Annotated in this window: 20 protein-coding genes; 6 read left to right on the forward strand and 14 right to left on the reverse strand. The window is 71.7% G+C overall.

Annotated features, from left to right (window positions below; all coding sequences use genetic code 11):
* Nucleotides 1-9 precede the first annotated feature (9 nt).
* The 3 genes from panC to ADL03_RS39240 form a co-directional block, all read right to left on the reverse strand.
* Nucleotides 10-903 carry a pantoate--beta-alanine ligase gene (gene panC, locus ADL03_RS39230; RefSeq protein ID WP_053738715.1) on the reverse strand — a complete coding sequence of 298 codons (894 nt, stop codon included), beginning with the start codon at nt 901-903 and terminating at the stop codon, nt 10-12.
* 1 nt (nt 904) lies between these two features.
* Entirely contained in the window at nt 905-1,795 is an 891-nt protein-coding gene (locus tag ADL03_RS39235) for a Rossmann-like and DUF2520 domain-containing protein (RefSeq protein WP_053738716.1), read from the reverse strand.
* A gap of 102 nt (nt 1,796-1,897) precedes the next feature.
* The gene (locus ADL03_RS39240; RefSeq protein WP_197289041.1) at nt 1,898-3,046 is read right to left on the reverse strand and encodes a PrsW family intramembrane metalloprotease; all 1,149 of its coding nucleotides are present in this window, start codon (nt 3,044-3,046) and stop codon (nt 1,898-1,900) included.
* A gap of 30 nt (nt 3,047-3,076) precedes the next feature.
* On the opposite strand from ADL03_RS39240, the gene ADL03_RS39245 reads away from it, so the two are divergent.
* The 3 genes from ADL03_RS39245 to ADL03_RS39255 all read left to right on the forward strand — a co-directional run bounded on the left by ADL03_RS39245 (nt 3,077) and on the right by ADL03_RS39255 (nt 5,580).
* Nucleotides 3,077-3,988 (forward strand): SAM-dependent methyltransferase, encoded by a 912-nt coding sequence (locus ADL03_RS39245; protein WP_053738717.1) that lies wholly within the window; start codon nt 3,077-3,079, stop codon nt 3,986-3,988.
* 17 nt (nt 3,989-4,005) lie between these two features.
* Nucleotides 4,006-4,428: a DUF1203 domain-containing protein gene (locus tag ADL03_RS39250; protein WP_053738718.1), complete on the forward strand. Its 423-nt coding sequence runs from the start codon at nt 4,006-4,008 to the stop codon at nt 4,426-4,428.
* Between the two features lie 72 nt (nt 4,429-4,500).
* The gene (locus tag ADL03_RS39255) at nt 4,501-5,580 is read left to right on the forward strand and encodes an NADH-quinone oxidoreductase subunit D (protein ID WP_231642801.1); all 1,080 of its coding nucleotides are present in this window, start codon (nt 4,501-4,503) and stop codon (nt 5,578-5,580) included.
* Between the two features lie 257 nt (nt 5,581-5,837).
* On the opposite strand, the gene ADL03_RS39260 is transcribed toward ADL03_RS39255, so the two are convergent.
* Genes ADL03_RS39260 through ftsH form a run of 7 tightly spaced genes read right to left on the reverse strand, consistent with a single transcriptional unit; the run spans nt 5,838 to nt 12,454 of the window.
* Nucleotides 5,838-7,421: a DUF6779 domain-containing protein gene (locus ADL03_RS39260; RefSeq protein ID WP_053738720.1), complete on the reverse strand. Its 1,584-nt coding sequence runs from the start codon at nt 7,419-7,421 to the stop codon at nt 5,838-5,840.
* 50 nt (nt 7,422-7,471) lie between these two features.
* On the reverse strand, nt 7,472-7,924 hold the full coding sequence (locus tag ADL03_RS39265) for a DUF3180 domain-containing protein (protein WP_053738721.1): 453 nt from the start codon (nt 7,922-7,924) through the stop codon (nt 7,472-7,474).
* Nucleotides 7,921-8,418 carry a 2-amino-4-hydroxy-6-hydroxymethyldihydropteridine diphosphokinase gene (gene folK / locus ADL03_RS39270; protein WP_053738722.1) on the reverse strand — a complete coding sequence of 166 codons (498 nt, stop codon included), beginning with the start codon at nt 8,416-8,418 and terminating at the stop codon, nt 7,921-7,923. Before folK ends, ADL03_RS39265 begins: the two co-directional genes overlap by 4 nt.
* Nucleotides 8,415-8,807: a dihydroneopterin aldolase gene (gene folB / locus ADL03_RS39275; RefSeq protein WP_053738723.1), complete on the reverse strand. Its 393-nt coding sequence runs from the start codon at nt 8,805-8,807 to the stop codon at nt 8,415-8,417. The genes folK and folB overlap by 4 nt, the downstream gene beginning before the upstream one ends.
* The gene (gene folP, locus ADL03_RS39280) at nt 8,800-9,621 is read right to left on the reverse strand and encodes a dihydropteroate synthase (protein WP_231642802.1); all 822 of its coding nucleotides are present in this window, start codon (nt 9,619-9,621) and stop codon (nt 8,800-8,802) included. The genes folB and folP overlap by 8 nt, the downstream gene beginning before the upstream one ends.
* On the reverse strand, nt 9,618-10,265 hold the full coding sequence (folE, locus tag ADL03_RS39285; protein WP_053738724.1) for a GTP cyclohydrolase I FolE: 648 nt from the start codon (nt 10,263-10,265) through the stop codon (nt 9,618-9,620). Before folE ends, folP begins: the two co-directional genes overlap by 4 nt.
* A complete protein-coding gene (gene ftsH, locus ADL03_RS39290; RefSeq protein WP_053738725.1) occupies nt 10,262-12,454 on the reverse strand; it encodes an ATP-dependent zinc metalloprotease FtsH in 2,193 nt (730 codons plus the stop codon). Before ftsH ends, folE begins: the two co-directional genes overlap by 4 nt.
* A gap of 379 nt (nt 12,455-12,833) precedes the next feature.
* On the opposite strand from ftsH, the gene ADL03_RS39295 reads away from it, so the two are divergent.
* Complete coding sequence (locus ADL03_RS39295; protein ID WP_197289042.1) at nt 12,834-14,480, forward strand: substrate-binding domain-containing protein; 1,647 nt, start codon at nt 12,834-12,836, stop codon at nt 14,478-14,480.
* Between the two features lie 366 nt (nt 14,481-14,846).
* Here ADL03_RS39295 and hpt read toward each other — a convergent pair whose 3' ends face one another.
* Genes hpt through dacB form a run of 4 tightly spaced genes read right to left on the reverse strand, consistent with a single transcriptional unit; the run spans nt 14,847 to nt 18,877 of the window.
* A complete protein-coding gene (gene hpt, locus ADL03_RS39300; protein ID WP_197289043.1) occupies nt 14,847-15,500 on the reverse strand; it encodes a hypoxanthine phosphoribosyltransferase in 654 nt (217 codons plus the stop codon).
* A complete protein-coding gene (gene tilS / locus ADL03_RS39305; protein WP_053738727.1) occupies nt 15,413-16,324 on the reverse strand; it encodes a tRNA lysidine(34) synthetase TilS in 912 nt (303 codons plus the stop codon). The genes hpt and tilS overlap by 88 nt, the downstream gene beginning before the upstream one ends.
* Entirely contained in the window at nt 16,321-17,364 is a 1,044-nt protein-coding gene (locus ADL03_RS39310) for a zinc-dependent metalloprotease (protein WP_053738728.1), read from the reverse strand. The genes tilS and ADL03_RS39310 overlap by 4 nt, the downstream gene beginning before the upstream one ends.
* A gap of 28 nt (nt 17,365-17,392) precedes the next feature.
* Nucleotides 17,393-18,877 carry a D-alanyl-D-alanine carboxypeptidase/D-alanyl-D-alanine-endopeptidase gene (dacB, locus tag ADL03_RS39315; protein ID WP_197289044.1) on the reverse strand — a complete coding sequence of 495 codons (1,485 nt, stop codon included), beginning with the start codon at nt 18,875-18,877 and terminating at the stop codon, nt 17,393-17,395.
* Nucleotides 18,878-18,901: 24 nt separating this feature from the next.
* On the opposite strand from dacB, the gene ADL03_RS49025 reads away from it, so the two are divergent.
* The gene (locus ADL03_RS49025) at nt 18,902-19,732 is read left to right on the forward strand and encodes a hypothetical protein (RefSeq protein WP_197289045.1); all 831 of its coding nucleotides are present in this window, start codon (nt 18,902-18,904) and stop codon (nt 19,730-19,732) included.
* A gap of 78 nt (nt 19,733-19,810) precedes the next feature.
* Nucleotides 19,811-20,143 (forward strand): hypothetical protein (locus ADL03_RS50025; protein WP_231642803.1); only part of this gene is annotated, 333 nt, incomplete at its 3' end.

The following is a 20,143-nucleotide window of genomic DNA, read 5'->3' on the forward strand; positions in this document are numbered from 1 at the left end:
TCACTCCCCCTACTCGTCGCCCTCGCCGAGCAACACCGCGATGTTGTCGATCAGGCGGGTGGCACCGACGCGGGCCGCGACGAGCAGCCGGGCGTCACCGTTCTCCGGCGCGGGACCGAGGTCGGGCCCGCGCAGCTCCAGGTAGTCGAGCCGCACCTCCGGCGTCTGCGCCAGCACGTCGTGCGCGGCCTTGAGCACCGCGTCCGCGCCCTGTGCCGAGACGTGCGCGCCCGCGGTCAGCGCGGCCGACAGCGTCACGGCGTGCTGGCGCTGCTCGGGCGTCAGGTAGGCGTTGCGCGACGACAGCGCGAGGCCGTCGGGTTCGCGCACGGTCGGCACGCCGACGACGTCGAGCGGGAAGTTCAGGTCGCGCGCCATCCGGTGGATGAGCTGCAGCTGCTGGTAGTCCTTCTGCCCGAACACGGCGAACGTGGGCTGCACGATGTTGAACAGCTTGGACACCACGGTCAGCACGCCGGCGAAGTGGCCGGGCCGTGACGCGCCCTCCAGCTCGTCGCCCAGCGGACCGGGGTGGACGGTCACCTGCGCGGACCCGCCGGGGTACATGTCCTCGGCGGACGGCGCGAAGACCAGGCCGACGCGCTCCTCGCGGCAGATGTCCACATCGGACTCGAACTGGCGGGGGTAGGAGTCGAGGTCCTCGTTCGCACCGAACTGCAGCGGGTTCACGAAGATCGACACGACGACCACCGTGTTCTGCATGACCTTCGCCTCGCGGATCAGCTGCCGGTGACCGGCGTGCAGCGCGCCCATCGTCGGCACCAGCGCCACGTTGCGGCCGGCGTTGCGCAGCGCGCGCACCACGCGGTTGAGCCGCGCGGGATCGCGGTGCACCGTGACGTCGTCCGGGCGGTAGTCGTCCTTGGTCAGTGGCTTGGTCACGTCAGTCCTCGAGAGTGGTGCGAACGTCGTCGGCCGCGTCGGGCTTGATCAGCCCGGAGCGTTCGGCCCGCTCGGCGGTGCGCCGGGCGAGCGCGCGGTAGCTGGGCAGGACGTCGGGTGCCTGCCCGGCCAGCACGGTGAGGTGCCCCCGCAAGGTACCCGTGTCACCGCGGGCGACCGGACCGGTGAGGGCGCGGTCGCCGTGGCGCAGCGCGTTGTCGAGCGCGGCGGACAGCAACGGCCCGAGCAGCCGCTCGGCGTTCGCCACGCCCGCGTTGGTGAGCAGGTCCGCCGCGTCGCGGACCAGCGTGATCAGGTGGTTCGCGCCGTGGGCCAGTGCCGCGTGGTAGAGCGGGCGGACGGCCTCCGGCACGCGCACCGGTTCGGCGTCCATCTCCACGACCAGCGCCTCGCCGACGCTCCAGGCCACCTCGTCGCCGTCGGCGGCGGTGACGCCGACGCAGGCCGCGCTCATCCGCTGCAGGTCCTCCGACCGGCCGGTGAACGTCATGACGGGGTGCAGCGCGAGGGTCAGCGCCCCCAGCTCGGCCGCGGGTTCGAGCACGGCCACGCCCTGGGCACCGCTGGTGTGCACGACGATCTGCCCGGCCCGCAGCGAGCCCGTGGCGACCAGACCGCGCACCAGGCCCGCCAGCTCGTCGTCCGGCACGGCCAGCAGCACGAGGTCGGCTCGCCGGGCGACCTCGGTGGGATCGGCGATGGCGACGCCGGGCAGCAGCTCCTCCGCGCGGTTGCGGGAGGCCTGGGAGACGGCGGACGTGCCGACGACCACGTGGCCGGTCCTGGCCAGCGCGGCGCCCAGCACGGAACCGACCCGGCCGGCCGAGATGACACCGACGGCGAGCCTGGCCGGACGAGGGGTCGCGTCCATGCGACTAACTCCTTCTGACGTTCCAGTCCCGGTTCGGGTACCAGACGACGCCGCCGAGGGTAATCCCGCACGTCCCGGCAGGTGGCCCGGCGGTGACCGGACTCACCCGCGAGCGGCGGTCCTGGCGGCGTGCAACGTGTCGAGCAGCACGCCGTGCCGCTGCTCTGCGCTCTGACCGGCCGTGCCCTGCTCGATGCGGTGCCGCAGGAACGCCAGCTCGGTCACGGCGATCTGGTAGTTCCGCACGGACCTGGCCGCGCTGTCACCGGACTTGCGCTTGACCGCCCGCAGCCAGTTCCTGCGCCCGTTCAGGCTCGCCAGCAACGCCACCTCGCTGTTGGCGATCCACCGGTTCTGCGCCATCGCCGCGAGCTGGCCCGCCACGATCCGCTGCTCCCTGCGCCGCTGCCACACCACGATCCCGACCGCGCCCGCGAACAACGGCACCATGACCAGGAAGTACAGGTTGATGAACGCCGACCCGGTCTCGACCTTGGTCATGGCGTTCCAGCCGGCGTGCAGGCCGACCGCCGCCAGGTACCCGGCGATCGGCGCGACGACGCGCGTGACGGCCCGGCTGGAGCTCGCCGCGATGCCGACGCCGATGCCGGTCATCGACGTGAAGAGCGGGTGCGCGAACGGCGACAGCACGCCGCGCAGCAGGAACAGCGCGACCACGCCGCCCTCCAGGTCGCCGAAGCCCTGCTGGGCGAAGATCCGGCCGAAGTACCAGATGTTCTCGGTGAACGCGAAGCCCGCCGCGGTGATGCCCGCGTAGACCATGCCGTCGACGACACCGTCGAACTCGTGCCTGCGCCGCAGGTAGACCGCGATCAGGAACGCCGCCTTGGCCGCCTCCTCCACCACCGGCGCGCCGACGAGCAGCGTGAAGTCGCCGCCACCGCCGTGGGTGAGGATGTCGCCGACCACCCGGCTCGTCTGGTTGAACACCAGCGAGCTGATCGTGGCACCGCAGGCGCCCCAGAAGAACGCGAAGAGCAGCAGCTTCGCCGGCTCCGGCTCCCAGCGGTCTATCCACAGGAACGCGCTGACCACGAACGCGACCGGGATCAGCGCCGCGGCGGCACCGACGAGGATCGGCTCCAGGCCGATGCTCGTCGACCCGAGCGCGAACAGCACGAGGCCCGCCGCGGCCAGCGCGATCAGCCCCACGACGGGGAACAGGACGGTCCAGCGGCGCTGCTCGATGCGCTTGCGGGACGGCGTCGGCGACAGGTCGGCGTCGGTCACGGGAAATGACCTTAGATGCACACTTGTCCGGTGTTCGACTGGGAAGCCGCTTGGCACGCCGCGCTGTACGGTCCCGGCGGCTTCTTCGCGCGCGGCGAGAAGCCGTCCGCGCACTTCCGCACGTCACCGCTGGTCGGGCCGGAGCTCGCGGAGGCGCTGCTCACGCTGCTCGGCCGGGTGGACGCCGCGCTCGGATTTCCCCCGGTCGTGGACTTCGTCGACGTCGGCGCGGGCGGTGGCGAGCTCGCGTTCGCGGTGCGGCGGCTGGCGTCCGGGTCGCTGGCGGCACGGCTGCGGGTCACGGCGGTCGAACTCGGCCCACCGGTGGAGCTTCCGGGGGTCACGTGGACGACGTCGGTGCCGTCGTGCACCGGGCTGCTGGTCGGTCACGAGTGGCTGGACGCGATCCCCTGCCCGGTGGTGACCGGGCCGTCCGACGACCCGTGGATCACCCGTTGGTGGCCGTTGGCCGACGGCGAGCGGGCCGAGGTGGGTGCGCCGAGGGACGCCGCGTGGGCGGCCGCGGTGGCGGGCGTGCGGGGTGCGGCGCTGGCGGTCGACTACGGGCACCTGAGGTCCTCGCGCCGGTTCACCCTGACGGGCTACCGCGCCGGCCGCCAGGTACCGCCGGTGTTCGACGGGTCCTGCGACATCACCGCGCACGTGGCGCTGGACGCGTGCGCCGCCGCGGCCGGCGGTGACCGGGCGCTGGTGTCGCAACGGGACGCGCTCGCCGCGCTGGGCCTGACCGGCGAGGTCACCGGCTCGGGCTGGGAGTGGCTGGAGTCGGCCGCCCGCGCCGGGCGGATCGCGGAGCTGCGCGACCCGGCGGGCCTGGGGGCGTTCGGGTGGCTGCTGCACGGCCGTGGCGTGGCGGTGGCGGACCTGCTGCCGGAGCTGCCGCCCTGGCGTCCGATACCCGCCAGCTTTGCCACCGGCTGACGACGATCGTCAGTGGCATGCGAATCCACACCGTTCCCCCGGCCGCGGCGCTGAACGACCCCGGCCGCGAGCACCGCGCCTCCGAACCCGACGTGCCGCTGCGGTGCTGCCTGCGCAAGTCGCTGCCGGACGAGCCGGTCTGGCTGTTCCGCTACACGCCGGCCGCGGGCAAGGGGCCGTACGAGGAGGTCGGGCCGATCTTCGTCCACGTCGACTGCCCCGGTGGCGCCGCCGCGGACGTCCTGCCGGCCGCGTTGCTGAAGAGCGCGCGGGTGCTGCGGTCCTACAACGCCGCCGGGCAGATCGAGGACGGCGTGCTGGTGGAGCCGGGCGCGTTCGACGGCGTGGTCGCGGGGCTGCTGGACGACCCGGTGGTCGAGGCCGTGCAGGTGCGCAGCCTGTCGCACGGGTGCTTCCTGTTCGCGATCACCCGGTCCTGAGCGGGATTCCCCCGTCCGTGAGCGAGGGGGACTTCCCCGGCGTGGTGCGGCAGGCGTGACACCATGCTCGGCGTGAGCGAGCAGATCACCGTCGGCGTCGGGGCGGGCGCGCAGTACCTGGGCGTGGACCGCGTGATCGACCTGGGCCCACTGCACCCGTCCGCCCACGGCGCCTACCGCCTGCGCCTCACCGTCACGCCCGACCTGGTGATCACGGCCGCCACGCCGCTCGTCGGCCACCTGCACCGCGGCGCCGAGAAGCTGTTCGAGGTCCGCGACTACCGCCAGGTCCTCACGCTCGCGAACCGGCACGACTGGCTGGCGGCGTTCTGCAACGAGCTGGCCGTCGCACTGGCGGTCGAACGCATGACCGGCATGGACGTCCCCGCGCGGGCCCAGTGGTTGCGCGCCCTGCTGTGCGAGCTCAACCGGCTGATGGCGCACATGGTGTTCTTGACGCCGTTGAGCCCGGCCGCCGCCACCTACCGCGAGGGCGTGCAGGCGTTGATGGAGGAGGCGTCGGGCGGGCGCATCCACTTCATGTTCAACCGGATCGGCGGCCTGCGCGAGGACGTCCCCGCCGGCTGGACCGGCAGGGTGGCCGCGTTCCTGTCCACTGTGGAGCCGCTCGACGTCGACCTGTCCGCATTGGAGGGCCTGGGTGTCCTGCCGCTGGCCGACGCGCTGACGTACGGCGTGACCGGGCCGATCGGCCGTGCCAGCGGCGTGGACCTCGACCTGCGCCGCGACGACCCGTTGCCCGCCTACCGCTCGCTGGAGCTCACGCCGGTGGTCCGCACCGAGGGCGACGCCGCCGCCCGGATCCGGTGCCTGCTCGACGAGGTGCGGCTGTCGGTGACCCTTGCCCGATCCTTTGTGGACGATCTGCCGTCCGGGCCGGTGAACGTCCGCCTGCCCAAGGCCATCAAGGCGCCGGAGGGCTCGGTCTACACCCGCGTCGAGGCACCGCTGGGCACCTCGGGCGTCCACCTGTCGTCGCGCGGCGAGAAGACGCCGTGGCGGCTCAAGCTGCGCACACCGTCGTTCAACAACGTCCAGGCGCTGTCGGCGTTGCTGCCGGGCACGCCGGTCGACGACCTGCCCGCCGTGCTGAGCTCGTTCGCCGTGATCGTCGGCGACATCGACAAGTAACCGGAGCCGCAGGTCCTGTTCGCGGGATTCCAGTCCACGCGGGCAATCCCGGGGTTCCGATCCACACGGGCTCAGCCCACGCCAGCCAGCCCTCGGGCTCGGTCCTCACGGGCTCAGCCCACGCGGACCGACCCTGGGGCGAGGTCCAAGCGGACCTAGTCCTCGCGGCCCGGCTCACGCGGATCAACTCCCGCAGGCTTTGCCATCGCAGCCCCAGCCCCGGCCCATCAGGTCCTCGCGGCCCGGCAGGCGTCGGCTCAGTCCTCGCGGCGACGGCGGCGGCGCGGGGCGTCCCCGCCACCGAGCGACGCCAGCAGCTCGCTCACGGACTTGCCGTCCGCGTGCGCCCCCGACGGGTCCTCCGGCGCGGCCCTGCGGCCACCGGACACCGCGGGCAGGCTTGCCGACGACTCCTCCGACGCGGCGCGGCGACCGGACGGCACGGCGGGCAGGCGCGTCGAGGAGTCCTCGGCGGCTCTGCGGCCGGTCGGTGCGAGCATGCGCGTGGACGGCTCCTCCGACGGGCGCCGGCTCACCGGGGGCAGCGACACGAACGAGTCCTCCGAGGCGGTCCTGCGGCCGGACTGGGCCCGTGCCGGCGACAGCGACGTCGAGGACTCCTCGGACGCGGCCCGCCGCTTGCCGCTGGACGGGCCCGACGGCTCGTCCGGCTGCAACGTCTCCCACGACCCGCTGTCCTGCTCGGGTGCGCGGTCGTCCGCACGACGGCGGCCAGCGGCGGACGCCAGCGCCTTCGGGTCGACGATCTCGGTGCGCTCGGCCACGCGCGACCTGGGTGCCTCCTGCTTGCGCGCGGGCTCCGGCTTGCGGGGCGGCTCGGCCTTGGCGGCGGGCGCCTTCACCGGCGGCTGCTCCGGCCGCGGCAACGCCTCGGTCCGCATCACCTGGGCCTGGGGCCGCGGCACCCGCTCGGTGCGCTGCGCCTGCGCCTGCGCCTGCGCCTGCACCGGCGACGGGGCCGACTGCGGGCCGGGTTTCTGAGCCGGCTTCTGGGCTGGTTTCTGGGCCGGCTGGCCACCGAGCCTGGCCGACACCGCGGCGGCGGCGCTGCCCGGCCGTTGCTGGCCGGGGCGGCCCGGCTCCTGCTTCGCGGTCTTGCCCGGCTCGCGGCGTGCGGCGGCCGGCTGCGGCCGCGGGGAGGTGCGGGTGGGTTCCGGCCTGGCCGGTTCCGGGCGGGCGGGCTCGCGGCGCGGTGGCTGCACCTTGGCCTCGTGCGCCACGCGTTCGATCAGCTCGGTGCGCTCCGACGGCTTCTCCACCGGCGAGGAGGCGGGCTTCGCGGCGTTGATCGCGTTGATGATCCGCTTCTCCGGGCCGGAGGTCAGGCGCGAACCGTCACCGGCCAGCGAGCGCAGGCGGGTCGACTCCGCGCGCAACGCCACGCGTTCGACCAGGACATCGCCGCCCAGCAAGCCTTCCAGGTTCTCCCGCAGCGTCCGGAGGTCGGCGCGCAACGCCTCGATGTCGGCGCGCGACTCCTCCTCGATCCGCTTGCGGGTCTCGGCCTCGATCTCCAGCTCGTACTCGCGGCGGGCGGCCACCTCGCGTTCGAGCTCCAGCTCGTACACGGACTGCAGGTCCGCGACCTCGTCGTCCCGCTCGCCGACCTGCTTGCGGTACTTGGCCGCGAGGAACGCGCCGACCAGCGCGGCCCACAGCGCGGCCACCACGGCCAGGCGCAGCATCCGGGCGCTGTCGCTCAGAACGAGCACCGCCGCGGCCACCAGGGCGAGCGCCAGCGCTGCGACCAACAGCAACCGCCCGGAGCCACGACCGTGATCCTCTTGCTCGCCGTCGATCGACGCGCCGCGTCCGGTCATGGGGACTACGGTACCGCGTAGTTATCCGACTGAGACCTACGGACCGGTATCTAATCCTTCCCGGAACTCTCCGTGGGCGTCTTGCAGCAGTGCTCCAGCCACAGCGCGGCAGCGGTCAGCGCGGCGGCGCTCACCATCCCGACAACCGCCGCGAACAGGTCGTTCCCCGCGGCGGAGAACGAGTCGCGGACGGGGATCACGTAGATCAGCAGTCCACTCCAGACGCCGAACATCAGTGCGCCCAGAACCGAGGAGGCCTTCGCCAGCGCGACCGCGCGCGCGGCGGTGAGCGGCTGCACCGGGCGGGCGCCCTGGCGGCGTTCGATCCTGGCGCGCAACGAGAACGCGAACCACACCTCGACGGCGGCCAGTGCGAGCAACGTCGAACCGGCCGCGCGCGGCAGCGGTGGAAGGGTGTCGTAGGCGAGCCGCAGGACCAGGTGCGCCAGCAGAGCGGCGATGACCGCGGTGGTCGCCAGGTCGCGGGGACGGGTGAACCTCACGCGTCCATCCAACCCGAAGTCAGCACCAGGTCGTCGCGCCGCCGCACGCCCTCCAGCGAGAACTCCAGCGCCGCAACGGGTCCGTGGCCCGGCAGCACCGCGTCCGGTTCGACGTCGAGCCACGGGACGATCACCGTCGCGCGCTCGAACGCCCCTGGGTGCGGCAGGAGGAGGTCCGGGTGGTCGGAGGTCACCCCGTCCACCGAAACCACGTCCACGTCGAGCGTGCGCGGTCCCCAGCGCTGCTCCCGCACGCGTCCCGCGGCGTTCTCCAGCTCCTGACCGCGGCGCAGCCAGCCCCACTCGTCCACGTCGTCGGCGGACACGACCACGACGGCGTTCAGGAAGTCCGGCTGGTCCTCCACACCCCACGCGGCCGTTTCGTACACGGGCGACACCGCGACGACGTACGGCCTCAGGCCGTCCACCACGGACTTCAGGAACGCGAACCGGTCGCCCAGGTTCGAGCCGATCGACAGGACAGCGCGGGTCATCGCGGTTCTTTCGGCAGCGGTGCGGCGAGGCGGCGGGAGCGGCGGATCGTCACCGACACGTCGTCGAACGTCAGCGGGATCGGCGCGGACGGCTTGTGGACGGTCACCTCGGCCGCGTGCAGCCGGGTGTCGGTCATCGCCGCGTCGGCGATGCGGCCGGCCACCGTCTCGATGAGGTCGCACGGTTCGCCGCCGACGATCGCGGCGGCCATCTCGGCGAGCTCGCCGTAGTGGTAGGTCTTCGTCAGGTCGTCGGTCGCCGCCGCGGAGCTCAGGTCGAGCCACAGCGTGATGTCGATGACGAACTCCTGGCCGTCGCGCTTCTCGTGCTCGAAGACGCCGTGGTTGCCGCGGACCCGCAGGCCCGTCAACGCGATCCGGTCAGCCATGTCCCCGCCTCCACGCACCGGCGACGGCGACCGCGTCCAGCGTCCGGTCGACGTCGTGCACCCGCACTCCCCACGCTCCGTTGAACGCGGCCAAAGCAGACACCGCGGCGGTCGCGTCCTCCCTGCCGTCCGGTGGACGGTTGTTCAGCAGCGTGCCGAGGAAACGCTTGCGCGACGCGCCCACCAGCACCGGGAACCCGAGTTCCACCAGCTCGTCGAGGCGTTGCAGCAGCTCCCAGTTGTGGTCGCCGAGCTTCGCGAACCCCAGACCGGGGTCGAGCACGATCGCCGACTCGGCGACCCCTGCCGCCAGCGCCGTCTCCACGCGTTCAAGCAGTTCCGTGCGCACGTCCGTGACCACGTCGTCGTAGCGCGCCAACGAGTCCATCTCGGTGCTGTGCCCGCGCCAGTGCATCAGCACGTACGGCACACCGGCGGCGGCGACGACCTTCACCATCGCCGGGTCGGCCAGGCCGCCGGAGACGTCGTTCACGATCGACGCGCCCGCCTCCAGCGCCGCCGTGGCGACGGAGGCCCACATCGTGTCCACGCTGACCGGCACGCCCTCGGCGACCAGTCCCTTGATCACGGGCACCACGCGGGCGATCTCCTCGGCCGGCTCGACGCGTTCGGCACCCGGCCGGGTCGACTCGCCGCCGACGTCGACCAGGTCGGCGCCACGCCGGTGCAGCGCGACGCCGTGCTCCACCGCGTCGGCGCGGTCCAGGTAGCGGCCGCCGTCGGAGAAGGAGTCCGGCGTGACGTTGAGGACGCCCATCACGACGCACCGGTCGGGGCGGGGCAGGCCGGTCACCGCAACCGGCCCCTGATCAGCTCGATCGCCTCCGCCCGCGACGAGGCGGACGTGCGCAGCAGGCCGCGCACCGCCGACGTGGTCGTGCGCGAGCCGGGCTTGCGCACACCGCGCATGCCCATGCACAGGTGCTCGGCCTCGACGACCACGATCACGCCGCGCGGTTCGAGCTTGCGCACCAGCGCGTCCGCGACCTGCGAGGTCAGCCGCTCCTGCACCTGCGGGCGCTTCGAGTAGAGGTCGACCAGCCTGGCCAGCTTCGACAGGCCGGTCACGCGGCCGTGCTCGTTCGGGATGTACCCGACGTGCGCGACGCCGTGGAACGGCAGCAGGTGGTGCTCGCAGAAGCTGAACATCGGGATGTCGGTGACGAGGACGAGCTCTTCATGGCTCTCGTCGAACGTCTTGGCGAGCACGGCGTCCGCGTCGGTGTAAAGACCGGCGAACAGCTCGCGGTAGGCCCGCGCGACCCTAGCGGGGGTCTCGCGGAGGCCTTCGCGCTCCGGGTCTTCACCGCAGGCGATCAGCAGCTCACGCACCGCAGCCTCGGCGCGGTCCTGGTCGAAGGCCCGCCGCGCGGAGACGCCGGCCTCCCCGTTTCCGGTGAGGCCGGCGTCTGCGTCGAGCCGGTGTTGCTCGGTCACTGCCGCTCGTCCTGGTCTGGCTGCGGCTTGCGCGGCTCCCAGACGTTGTGCGGCTGACCGGGGACGGTCGCCGGTGTCCACCCGGGCGGGGCGCCGTAGTTCGGCGGACCCGACTGGTTGGCCGGCTGGCCCGGCTGGTGCACGCCGTTGGCCCCGTTCGAGCCGTTCGGCGAGGGCAGCTGCTCGGTCGGCGCGGCAGCGGCGGACTCGTCCTGCTGCAGCTCCTCCTCGATGACGTCCTCGACGACCGGGGGCCACGGCTCCCCGCGTTCCTTCGCGAGCTCGCCGGGGGTCTTGACCGGCGGGATGTCGGACGGCGTGCGGTCACCGAAGTCGTTGAACTGGGTGATGCGCGGCCGCTTCTCGACGCGGGCGAAGATCCGCTCCAGGTCCTTCTGGTGCAGGGTCTCCTTCTCGAAGAGCTCGAGCGTGAGGTCGTCGAGGACGTCGCGGTAGGTGTTGAGCACCTCGTACGCCTCGGTGTGCGCGGCCTCGATGAGCTTGCGCACCTCCTCGTCGATCTCGTGCGCGACCTCGAGCGAGTAGTCCGCCTGCCGGCCAGCCGAGCGGCCGAGGAACGGCTCGCCCTGCTCCTGGCCGTACTTCACGGCACCCAGCTTGGCGCTCATGCCGTACTCGGTGACCATCGCGCGGGCGATCTTGGTCGCCTGCTCGATGTCGTTGGACGCACCGGTCGTGGGCTCGTGGAAGACGAGCTCCTCCGCGGAACGGCCACCCAGCGCGAACACCAGCCTGGCGATCATCTCGGACCTGGTCATCAGGTCCTTGTCCTCTTCCGGCACCGAGAGGGTGTGGCCGCCGGTGCGGCCGCGGGCGAGGATCGTGACCTTGTAGACCGGGTCGATGTCCGGCATCGCCCACGCGGCCAGGGCGTGCCCGGCCTCGTGGTACGCGGTGATCTTCTTCTCCTTCTCGGAGATGATCCGGCTCTTGCGGGCCGGACCGCCGATCACGCGGTCGACCGACTCCTCCAGCGCGGCACCGTTGATCACCGTGCCGTTCTGGCGCGCGGTGAGCAGCGCGGCCTCGTTGATCACGTTCGCGAGGTCGGCGCCGGAGAACCCGACGGTGCGCTTCGCGAGCCCGTCGAGGTCGGCGTCGTTCGCCAGCGGCTTGCCCTTGGAGTGCACCCGCAGGATCTGCTTGCGGCCCTTCAGGTCCGGCGCGGACACCGGGATCTGCCGGTCGAAGCGACCGGGGCGCAGCAGGGCGGGGTCGAGGATGTCGGGCCGGTTCGTGGCCGCGATCAGGATGATCCCGCCGCGCGAGTCGAAGCCGTCCATCTCGACGAGCAGCTGGTTGAGCGTCTGCTCGCGCTCGTCGTGCCCGCCGCCGAGACCGGCGCCGCGGTGGCGGCCCACCGCGTCGATCTCGTCGACGAAGATGATGCACGGCGCGTTCTGCTTGGCCTGCTCGAACAGGTCGCGCACGCGGGAGGCACCGACACCGACGAACATCTCGACGAAGTCCGAGCCGGAGATCGAGTAGAACGGCACACCGGCCTCACCGGCGACGGCTCGTGCGAGCAGCGTCTTACCGGTTCCCGGCGGGCCGTAGAGCAGCACGCCCTTGGGGATCTTGGCGCCCAGTGCCTGGTAGCGGCCGGGGTTCTGGAGGAAGTCCTTGATCTCCTCGAGCTCCTCGACGGCCTCCTCGGCACCGGCGACGTCGGCGAACGTCGTCTTCGGCATGTCCTTGGAGAGCTGCTTGGCCTTGGACTTGCCGAAGTTCAGGACGCGGTTGCCGCCGCCCTGGGCGTTGTTCATCATCCACATCAGGAGCAGCAGCAACAGCCCGAGCGGCACGAGGTAGATCAAGATCTGCATCAGGATGGACTCCTGGCTGACCTTGGTCTCCACGGTCGGCTTGTTGCCGGCCTGGTCGAGGATGGTGAAGATCTCGTCGGTCGAGCTCGCCGGGAACTGCGTGATCAGGCGGTTGCTGTTCTCGAACGTCGAGCCGTCCTTGAGGGTCAGCCGGAGACGCTGCTCCTTGTCCTCGATCGTGGCTTCCTTGACGTTGCCCTCACGCACCTGTTGCAGTGCCTGAGACGTCTTGACCTGGTGGTAGCCCCGTGAGTCGTCGAAGAGCACGGTGAAGACGAAGTAGAGCAGCAACACCGCAGCGATCCACAGCAGCGGGTTGCGAAGCAGGCGCTTGCGGTCCATGCACTTACGGCCGGCGGGCGGCCTCGACCCTCCCTGACTTGCGCGTCGGGCAGTGGAAGACCCACATACCGCGTCCGACCAGCCTACCGCCCGCTGGTCGGGTACTGAGCAACCAACGGTCCTGGCCGCCGCTGGGTTCCCGTGCGTGACCCCTACCACGCATGTTCACGCCGTTTGGTTCACCCGGAATAGATGCGGCCGACCAGGCGAGTGACGCAGGTCACGCCATCTCATTACGTTTACGGGTCACATGTCATCCTCATGCATTCCCCCGAGTGTTTCCCCGCCACTCGAAAGAGTGAACACGTGACCGAAGGTAAGTAACCGTATGTCAGCTCGTCACACGTCCCCCGGCTTGTTCCGGAGGGTGGCCCTCCCCGTGGGCGCCCTGCTCGGAGTGATCGCGGCGGCGGGCGTCACGGTCGTCGCACTGCGTGTCACCAGTGGCGCCGACTGCTCAGGCGCACTGACGCTGAAGGTTGCCGTCACACCCGCGGCCCTCGACGTGGTGAACGCGGCCGCGCAGGACTACCAGCGGTCCCAGCCGGTCGTGAACGGCCGGTGCGTGCAGGTCCAAGTCGAGTCGCGCAACGCCGCCGACGTGGCCCACGAGCTGCCGACCGCGCAGATCAACCCCCATTCCCTGTGGATCCCCGACTCCTCGATGTGGGCGGCGGAGGCCCAGCGCCAGTCGGCCGAGACCGGTCCCGAGGCCCCGAAGCTGGACATCAAGCCCTCGCTGGCGTCCTCTCCGCTGGTCGTGGCCGGTTCCGAGGCGACGATGGCCAAGGTCGGCTACCCGATCGCCCCGATCTCCTGGTCGAAGGTGATCGACCCCAAGGTCGCCGTCTCGATGAGCGACCCGACGATGACCTCGGAGGGCCTCGGGACCCTCTTCGTCATCCGCACGTTGCTCGGCAACGCCGACGGCACGCCGAAACCGGAGCTGGTGGGCACGCTGCTGCGGGTCGGCCGCACCGCGATCCCGTCGGTGCGCGACGCGTTCAGCAAGGTCACCTCGGACGCGGAGAAGGCACCGCTCTTCGCGGCGACCGAGCAGTCGGTCGTGGCGAACAACCGCTCGATGAAGAAGAACGCCGTCCTGGGCGGACCGCCCAAGGAGGGCACGCTGTCGTTCGACTACCCGGTGGTGCGGGTGTCGCGGCAGAACGAGCAGGACGGCACCGGTGAGGCCGCGGCGGAGTTCGAACGCGTGCTGCGCTCCCCCGACACGGTCAAGCGCTTCGGCGAGGCCGGCTTCCGCACCGTCTCCGGCGCCGCACCCGCCAGGTGGTCGACGCAGGTCGAGGGCGTGCAGGCCGGCGACGTGAAGCTGATCGAGACCCCGAACGCCGACCAGGTCTCCGAACTGCTGCGCACGTGGGGCGCCGTCAGCCTGGACATGCGCATGCTGACCGTGATCGACGTGTCCGGCTCGATGATCGAAAAGGGCGCGAACGGCAAAACCCGCGTCGAGGCGGCCACCGAGGCGTCGATGACCGCGCTGTCGATGCTGCCCGACACCACGCAGATCGGCCTGTGGGCGTTCTCGACGGACAAGAAGCCGCCGCAGGACTGGATCGAGCTGGTTCCCCTCGGCCCGCTCGGCGAACCGCTGCAGGGCGTGACCAGGCGCAAGCGGCTGGAGGCCGGTGCGTCGCAGCTCACCGCACTGGTCGGCGGCGGCACGGCGCTGAACGACACGACCCTCGCGGCCTACCGGCACGTGCTGTCCGGCTACGACCCGTCGAAGGTCAACTCCGTGGTGCTGATGACGGACGGCCGCAACGACGACATCTCGTCGATCGACACCGCGTCGCTGATCGAGACGCTGAAGCGCGAGTCGGACCCGGCCCGCCCGGTGCCGATCATCATGGTCGGGCTCGGGCAGGACGCCGACATGGACGCGCTGCGCGCCATCGCGGCGGCCACCGGCGGCAAGGCGTACCAGGCGCCGAACCCGGAGGACATCCGCGGGGTGCTGCTGGACGCGGTGTCGCAGCGGCGGTGCCGGCCGAACTGCTGATCGGTCGTTCGAGTCTCAGGGCGGGGGCGTTGCCGGCGGGCGGCGCCCCTGTTCTCGTTCCGGGTCGCTTTCGCCGGGCTGTGGGGCGGGAGTCGTGTGGGCCGAACAGGCTGGGCGGCTCGGTATCGGTGGCTGGGATCGCGGAGGCGTTGCGCGCGGATGCGTCGACCAAGCCGGACGGACGCGGAACGGCTCGAACGCGGGAACGGCTCGAACGCGGGAACGACTCAGACGCGTCGCCCGGCGGCTGTTGATCACGAAAATGGCCCAGGGGCAGCCCCCACCCTCTCCGGGGGGCGACCCCTAGGCCATCATATCGCTCCTTGACCTGCGGAAACGACCATCCGCAGATCTGTGGACAACTCCTCAGCTGGAGTACACCTTCGGGTCGAGCGTCCCGATGTAGGGCAGGTCGCGGTACCGCTCGGCGTAGTCGAGGCCGTAGCCGACCACGAACTCGTTGGGGATGTCGAAACCGACGTACTTCACCGGCACCTCGACCTTGACGGCGTCGGGCTTGCGCAGCAGCGTGCACACCTCGAGCGACCTGGGCCGGCGCGACTGCAGGTTCTTGAGCAGCCACGACAGCGTGAGACCGGAGTCGATGATGTCCTCGACGATCACGACGTTGCGGTCGGCGATGTCGCGGTCGAGGTCCTTGAGGATCCGCACCACGCCGGACGACGAGGTGGACGAGCCGTAGGAGCTCACGGCCATGAACTCCAGCTGCACCGGGACGGGCAGCGCGCGAGCAAGATCGGCCATGAACATCACCGCTCCCTTGAGGACGGTGATCAGCACGAGGTCGGAGTCACCTTCTGGGTGATCGTCAGCGACCTGCTTGGCGAGTTCGGTGACCTTGTCGCTGATCTCCTGCTCGGTGATGAGCACGGATGCGATGTCGCCGTCGTACACGGAGAGGTCTCCTCTGGTTAAGACTCCGGTTCCACCTGGAGCCTGCCATGCGCACGGCGCGCGACAAAGCCGCCGGGTAGCCAGACACCGCCCTGACCACGCCATTCACTCACCAGTGCGTCGACCCGACGCAGGTGCGAATCGGACAGTTCCGGCACACCCTCTGCGATGAGCCACGACCTGAGCACTCTGCGTCGCAACGCGACCGGCAGCTCCGCGACGTCGGTCACGGCGCAGCAGTCGCCCTCGAAGGCGTGCGCGAGCTCGTCCAAGGCGTCGCAGTCCTCCCTGAGCTGGGCCGCTGTGCGCGCCAGCGACGCCGCCACCCCACCTTGAAGCACCTCTTCCAGCAGTGGCAGCACTTCTCGCCGTAAGCGCACACGGGTGAACGACGGGTCTTCGTTGTGTGGGTCGTCCCACACTTCGATGCCCTGCTCCACACACGCGGCGCGTGTCGTCGCGCGTGAGACGCCGAGCAGCGGCCGGCCCCATGGCGGGTCATAGGCGCGCATGCCCGCTATCGAACGTGGACCGGAACCGCGGCCGAGGCCCAGCAGCACGGTTTCGGCCTGGTCGTCCAGCGTGTGCCCGAGCAGGACAACGCCGTCCTTCGGTCTGAGCGCGGCGTAACGGGCCTTGCGTGCGGCCGCCTCGGGGCCGCCGGGTCCCTCGACGGTGACGAGCTCCACCCGCGCGGTGAGGCCGAGGTCCGCGCAGATGTCGGCAGCGCGCGACGCGACGTCACCCGAACCCGGTTGCAGCCGGTGGTCAACGACCACGGCCGACGCGCCGGGAACCAGCCGTGCGGTGGCGGCCGCCAGCGCGAGCGAGTCGGCGCCGCCGGAGACCGCGACGGTCACGTGCTCGGGCCGCACCTCGTCGAGGAACCGCCGCACCGCCGTCGCGACCTCGGCGACCGGGCCGTTCACGGTGCCACGCGGCGCAGCCAGCCCATCGGCTCGGCGATCTCCGCACGCGTCGGCAGGGTGTCCGCGCTGGTCCAGATGGCGTTGAAGCCGTCCATGCCGACGCGTTCGACGACGTACTCGGTGAACGCCGCGCCCTCCGCGTACTGCCGCACCTTCGCCTCGACGCCCAGCAGCGTCCGCAGCACCCGGTCGAGCAGGCCGCCGCCCTTGCGGCGCACGGTGAAGCGGCTGCGGATCGTCGCCACCGACGGCACGACCGCGTCCCCGACCGCGTCCATCACGTGGTCGGCGTGGCCTTCGAGCAAAGTGGACAGTGCGATCAGCCGGTCCAGCACCGCTTTCTGCTGCGGCGACTGGATGAGCTCGATCAGCCCGATCGGACCGTCGCCCGCGCGCAGCTTCGTGCGGAAGTCGCGGATGACCTCCGGCAGCGGCGCCCTGTCCTCGTCCATTGTGGAGAGCAGCGTGGTGACCTGCTCCGCGAAGTACCTGCGCAGCCACGGCACCCCGGTGAACTGCAACCGGTGCGTGCACTCGTGCAGGCACACCCACATCCGGAAGTCGTCCGCGGGGACGTCGAGAGCCTGTTGCGCGCCAACGATGTTCGGCGCCACCAGCAGCAACCGCCCCGCCAGCTGCTCGCTCGGGCTGAACGGGTCGTACTGCCCCAGCACCCGCGAGCTCAGGAACGACAGCACCACACCGGCCTGCACCCCCGCCGTGCCCGCGAGAACGGCCGCCATCGCACCCGTCTGTCGCGGCATGGCCGGAGCCGTGAGCGCCTGCAGGCCCTGTGCCGCCGCCTTCACCCAGGCCGGCCGGTCCACGACCTCACCCGGCAGCAACGGCAGCCCCTGCCCGAGCCCGGTGAGCTCGCGGACGTGCACCTCGGCCTGCGGCGCGAGCTCGCGGAGCCGGCCGACGACGTGATCGGCCTCGGCTCTCTCGATCACCGGACCGGGCCGCACCAACCGGGTCGCGGTCGCCACCGCGAGCTCCCAGTCCACCGGGCCGAGCTCTGCCTCCGTCGCGCCGTTCACCCCGCCGACGCTACCTGCGCACGCCCCGCTACGAACAGCCACAGCCTCGCAACGCCGCCGCCAGCACGTCCAGCGCGGGCCGCACCTCGGTGTCCGGGTTGCCGGGGTTGCCCGACATGAACGCGAACACCAGCACCCGCCCGTCCTGGTCGACCACGACGCCCGCCAGCGCGTTGACGGACGTCAGCGTGCCCGTCTTGGCCCGCACCCAGCCCTTGCCCTGCGCCGCGGCCCCGGCGTACCGCCCGGCCAGCGTGCCGCTGCCACCCGCGACCGGCAGCGCCGTGAGCAGCGGACGCAACTTCGCCGTCCGCTCGTCCATCGCGGGCTTCGCGGCGGCCGAGAGGACGTCGGTCAGCAGCTTCGCCGGGATCTTGTCCGTCGCCGACAACCCGCTGCCGTCCACGAAGTTCGCCCCGGTGAGGTCGAACCCGTGCTTGGCCAGCGTGTCCCTGACCGCCTTGACCCCACCCGCGAACGACGGCTCGTTGCCCGTCTTGATCGCGAGCTCCCTGGCGACCGCCTCGGTGAGCACGTTGTCCGAGATCTGCATCATGTTGTCGACGAGCTGCTCGATCGGCGCCGACCTGACCTCGGCGATCGTCTGCGCCCCCTGCGGCGCCGCACCGGGAACCGCGGCGGCCGCACCGAGCCTGGCCGCGAACGCGTCCGCCGCCGCCTGCGCGGGCGACGCCGTCCGTGCCCCCTCGACCTTCTTGGGGTCGAGCCGCCCACCGTCGACCATGAACGGCACGATCGGCGCCACCGACCCGCCCGCGATGTCCGCCGTCTCCCACTGCGGACCCATCGGCTCGCCCGTGTACCTGCCCAGGTCGTACAGGACCTTGGTGACCGGCCCCTTCGCCTTGACCTGGTTGACGAGGTCGTCGAGCGTCGCCGCACCGGGGTAGACACTGCTGCCCGGCACCGCCGAGATCGTCGGGTCACCCCCGCCGACCACGACCACCGTGCCCGGCTCCGAGCCTTGGACGACCTTGGTGCTGAGCTGCGCGGTCCGGTCGAGCTCCAGCAACGCGGCCGCCGCCGTGAGCACCTTCAAACTCGACGCGGGCGTCGCCGGGGTCGTGTCCCCCTGCTGCCACAGGACGGTGCCCGTGGCGGGATCGATGACACTGCCCGTGAGCGGCGCGAGCGCACCGTTCGCCGCCGGACCGGCGAGCGCCTGCTTGACACCCTGCGGCGTCGGGGCAGCTCCCTGGGCGCTGACCGGTTTGACGAGCGGCCGCACGTCGGCCGGCGGGGCGGGCGGCCTGGTCTCGACCGCCGCGGCGCCGCCGAACTCGTTGACCGCGTAGACCGTGGCGCCGGCGAGAGCCGCGACGACCAGCAGGGCCAGGACGACGGCCAGTGGCTTGCGGCTCTTCTTCGGCTTGTCGTCCGGTTCGGTGAGGCGGTCTTCGGGTTCCTCGTCGTAGCCGGGGAGGTCTTCCGGGGCTTCGTCGGGCTTCTTCGGGGGTTCGGTGCGGGGTTTGGGCTGTTCCGGCAGCTTCACCGGGGACAGGCGGACCGTTTCCGGGTGGGCGGTGTCGTGGCGCTGTTCTGTGCGCTGGGTGCCGTTCGGGCGAGCGCTCGTCTGGTGGGCGCTGGTTTGGTGGGCGCTGATCGGGTTTGCGCCGTTTTGGGGCGCGTTGCTCTGGTGGGCGCTGCTTTGGTGGGCGGCGTTTTGCTTCGCGCCGGTCTGGTTGCCGCCGGTCGGGTACGTGCCGCTCTGGTGCAAGCCGTTCAGCTGCGTGGGCGCCGGCTCGTGCCGCCGCTCCTGGCGCTGGTCCGGGCGGTGGTGGGGCCGTTGCAGGTCCTGCCTGGTGGGCGCGTCGTGGCGCTGCGGCTCCTTGCGCTGCGCGTACGGCGAGGGCTGGTCGGCGCGGGCCTGGTCCTGCCTCTGGCGGTCCGGGCCTTGCTGGTCGTTCCGCTGCTGCTCGCTCCGCTGCTGGTCGGGGCGGTACTGCTCCGGCCTGGGCTGCTGACCCGACCTGTGCTGGTCGGGGCGGCTTTGGTCTTGGCGACCGTGGTCAGGGCGCGTTTGGTCCTGGCGCGTCTGCTCTTGGCGGCCCTGGTCAGGCCGCGACTGGTCGAGACGCGACTGGGGAGGTGCCGACTGTCCAAAGCGAGCCTGCTCTGGGCGCAGGTGAGGCGGACGGGACTGGTCGCGACGTGTCTGTTCTTGCCGAAGCTGGTCGTACCGGCCCTGCTCCGGACGCCCCTGCTCCGGACGCGCATGTTCAGGGCGGCCCTGGTCGGGGCGGCCCTGGTCGGGGCGCGGCTGATCGTGGCGCGGCGGCTCTTGGCGCAACGCCTCGGGGCGAGCCTGCTCCGGGCGGGGCTGACCTTGGCCGAACTGACCGGGTAGCGACTGGCCGGCGCGTGGCTGGCCTGGCTGAGGCTGACCGATGTGGGCCTGGCCTGGGAGCCCGCGTTCAGGCCTGCCTTGCTCGGGACGCCCCTGGGACTGTCCGCGGTCAGGGCGAGGCTGGTCGTGCCGCGGCTGGTCCGGGCGGGGCTGCTCGCGACGCCCGTCCTCCGGGCGGAGCTGCTCGACCCCGGACCGTTCAACGCGCGACTGCTCAGGCCGCGACTGGCCAGCGCTCGGCTGGTCGCCGCGGGACTGCTCGGCACGCGACTGCTCAGCACGCGGTTGGTCAGCATGCGGTTGGTCAGCATGCGGCTGCTCGCCGCGCGGTTGGTCAGAGCGCGGTTGGTCAGAGCGCGGTTGGTCAGAGCGCGGTTGGTCAGAGCGCGGTTGGTCAGAGCGCGGTTGGTC

It is taken from the genome of Nocardia sp. NRRL S-836 (genome assembly GCF_001279525.1).
Classification (GTDB): Bacteria; Actinomycetota; Actinomycetes; order Mycobacteriales; family Pseudonocardiaceae; genus Lentzea.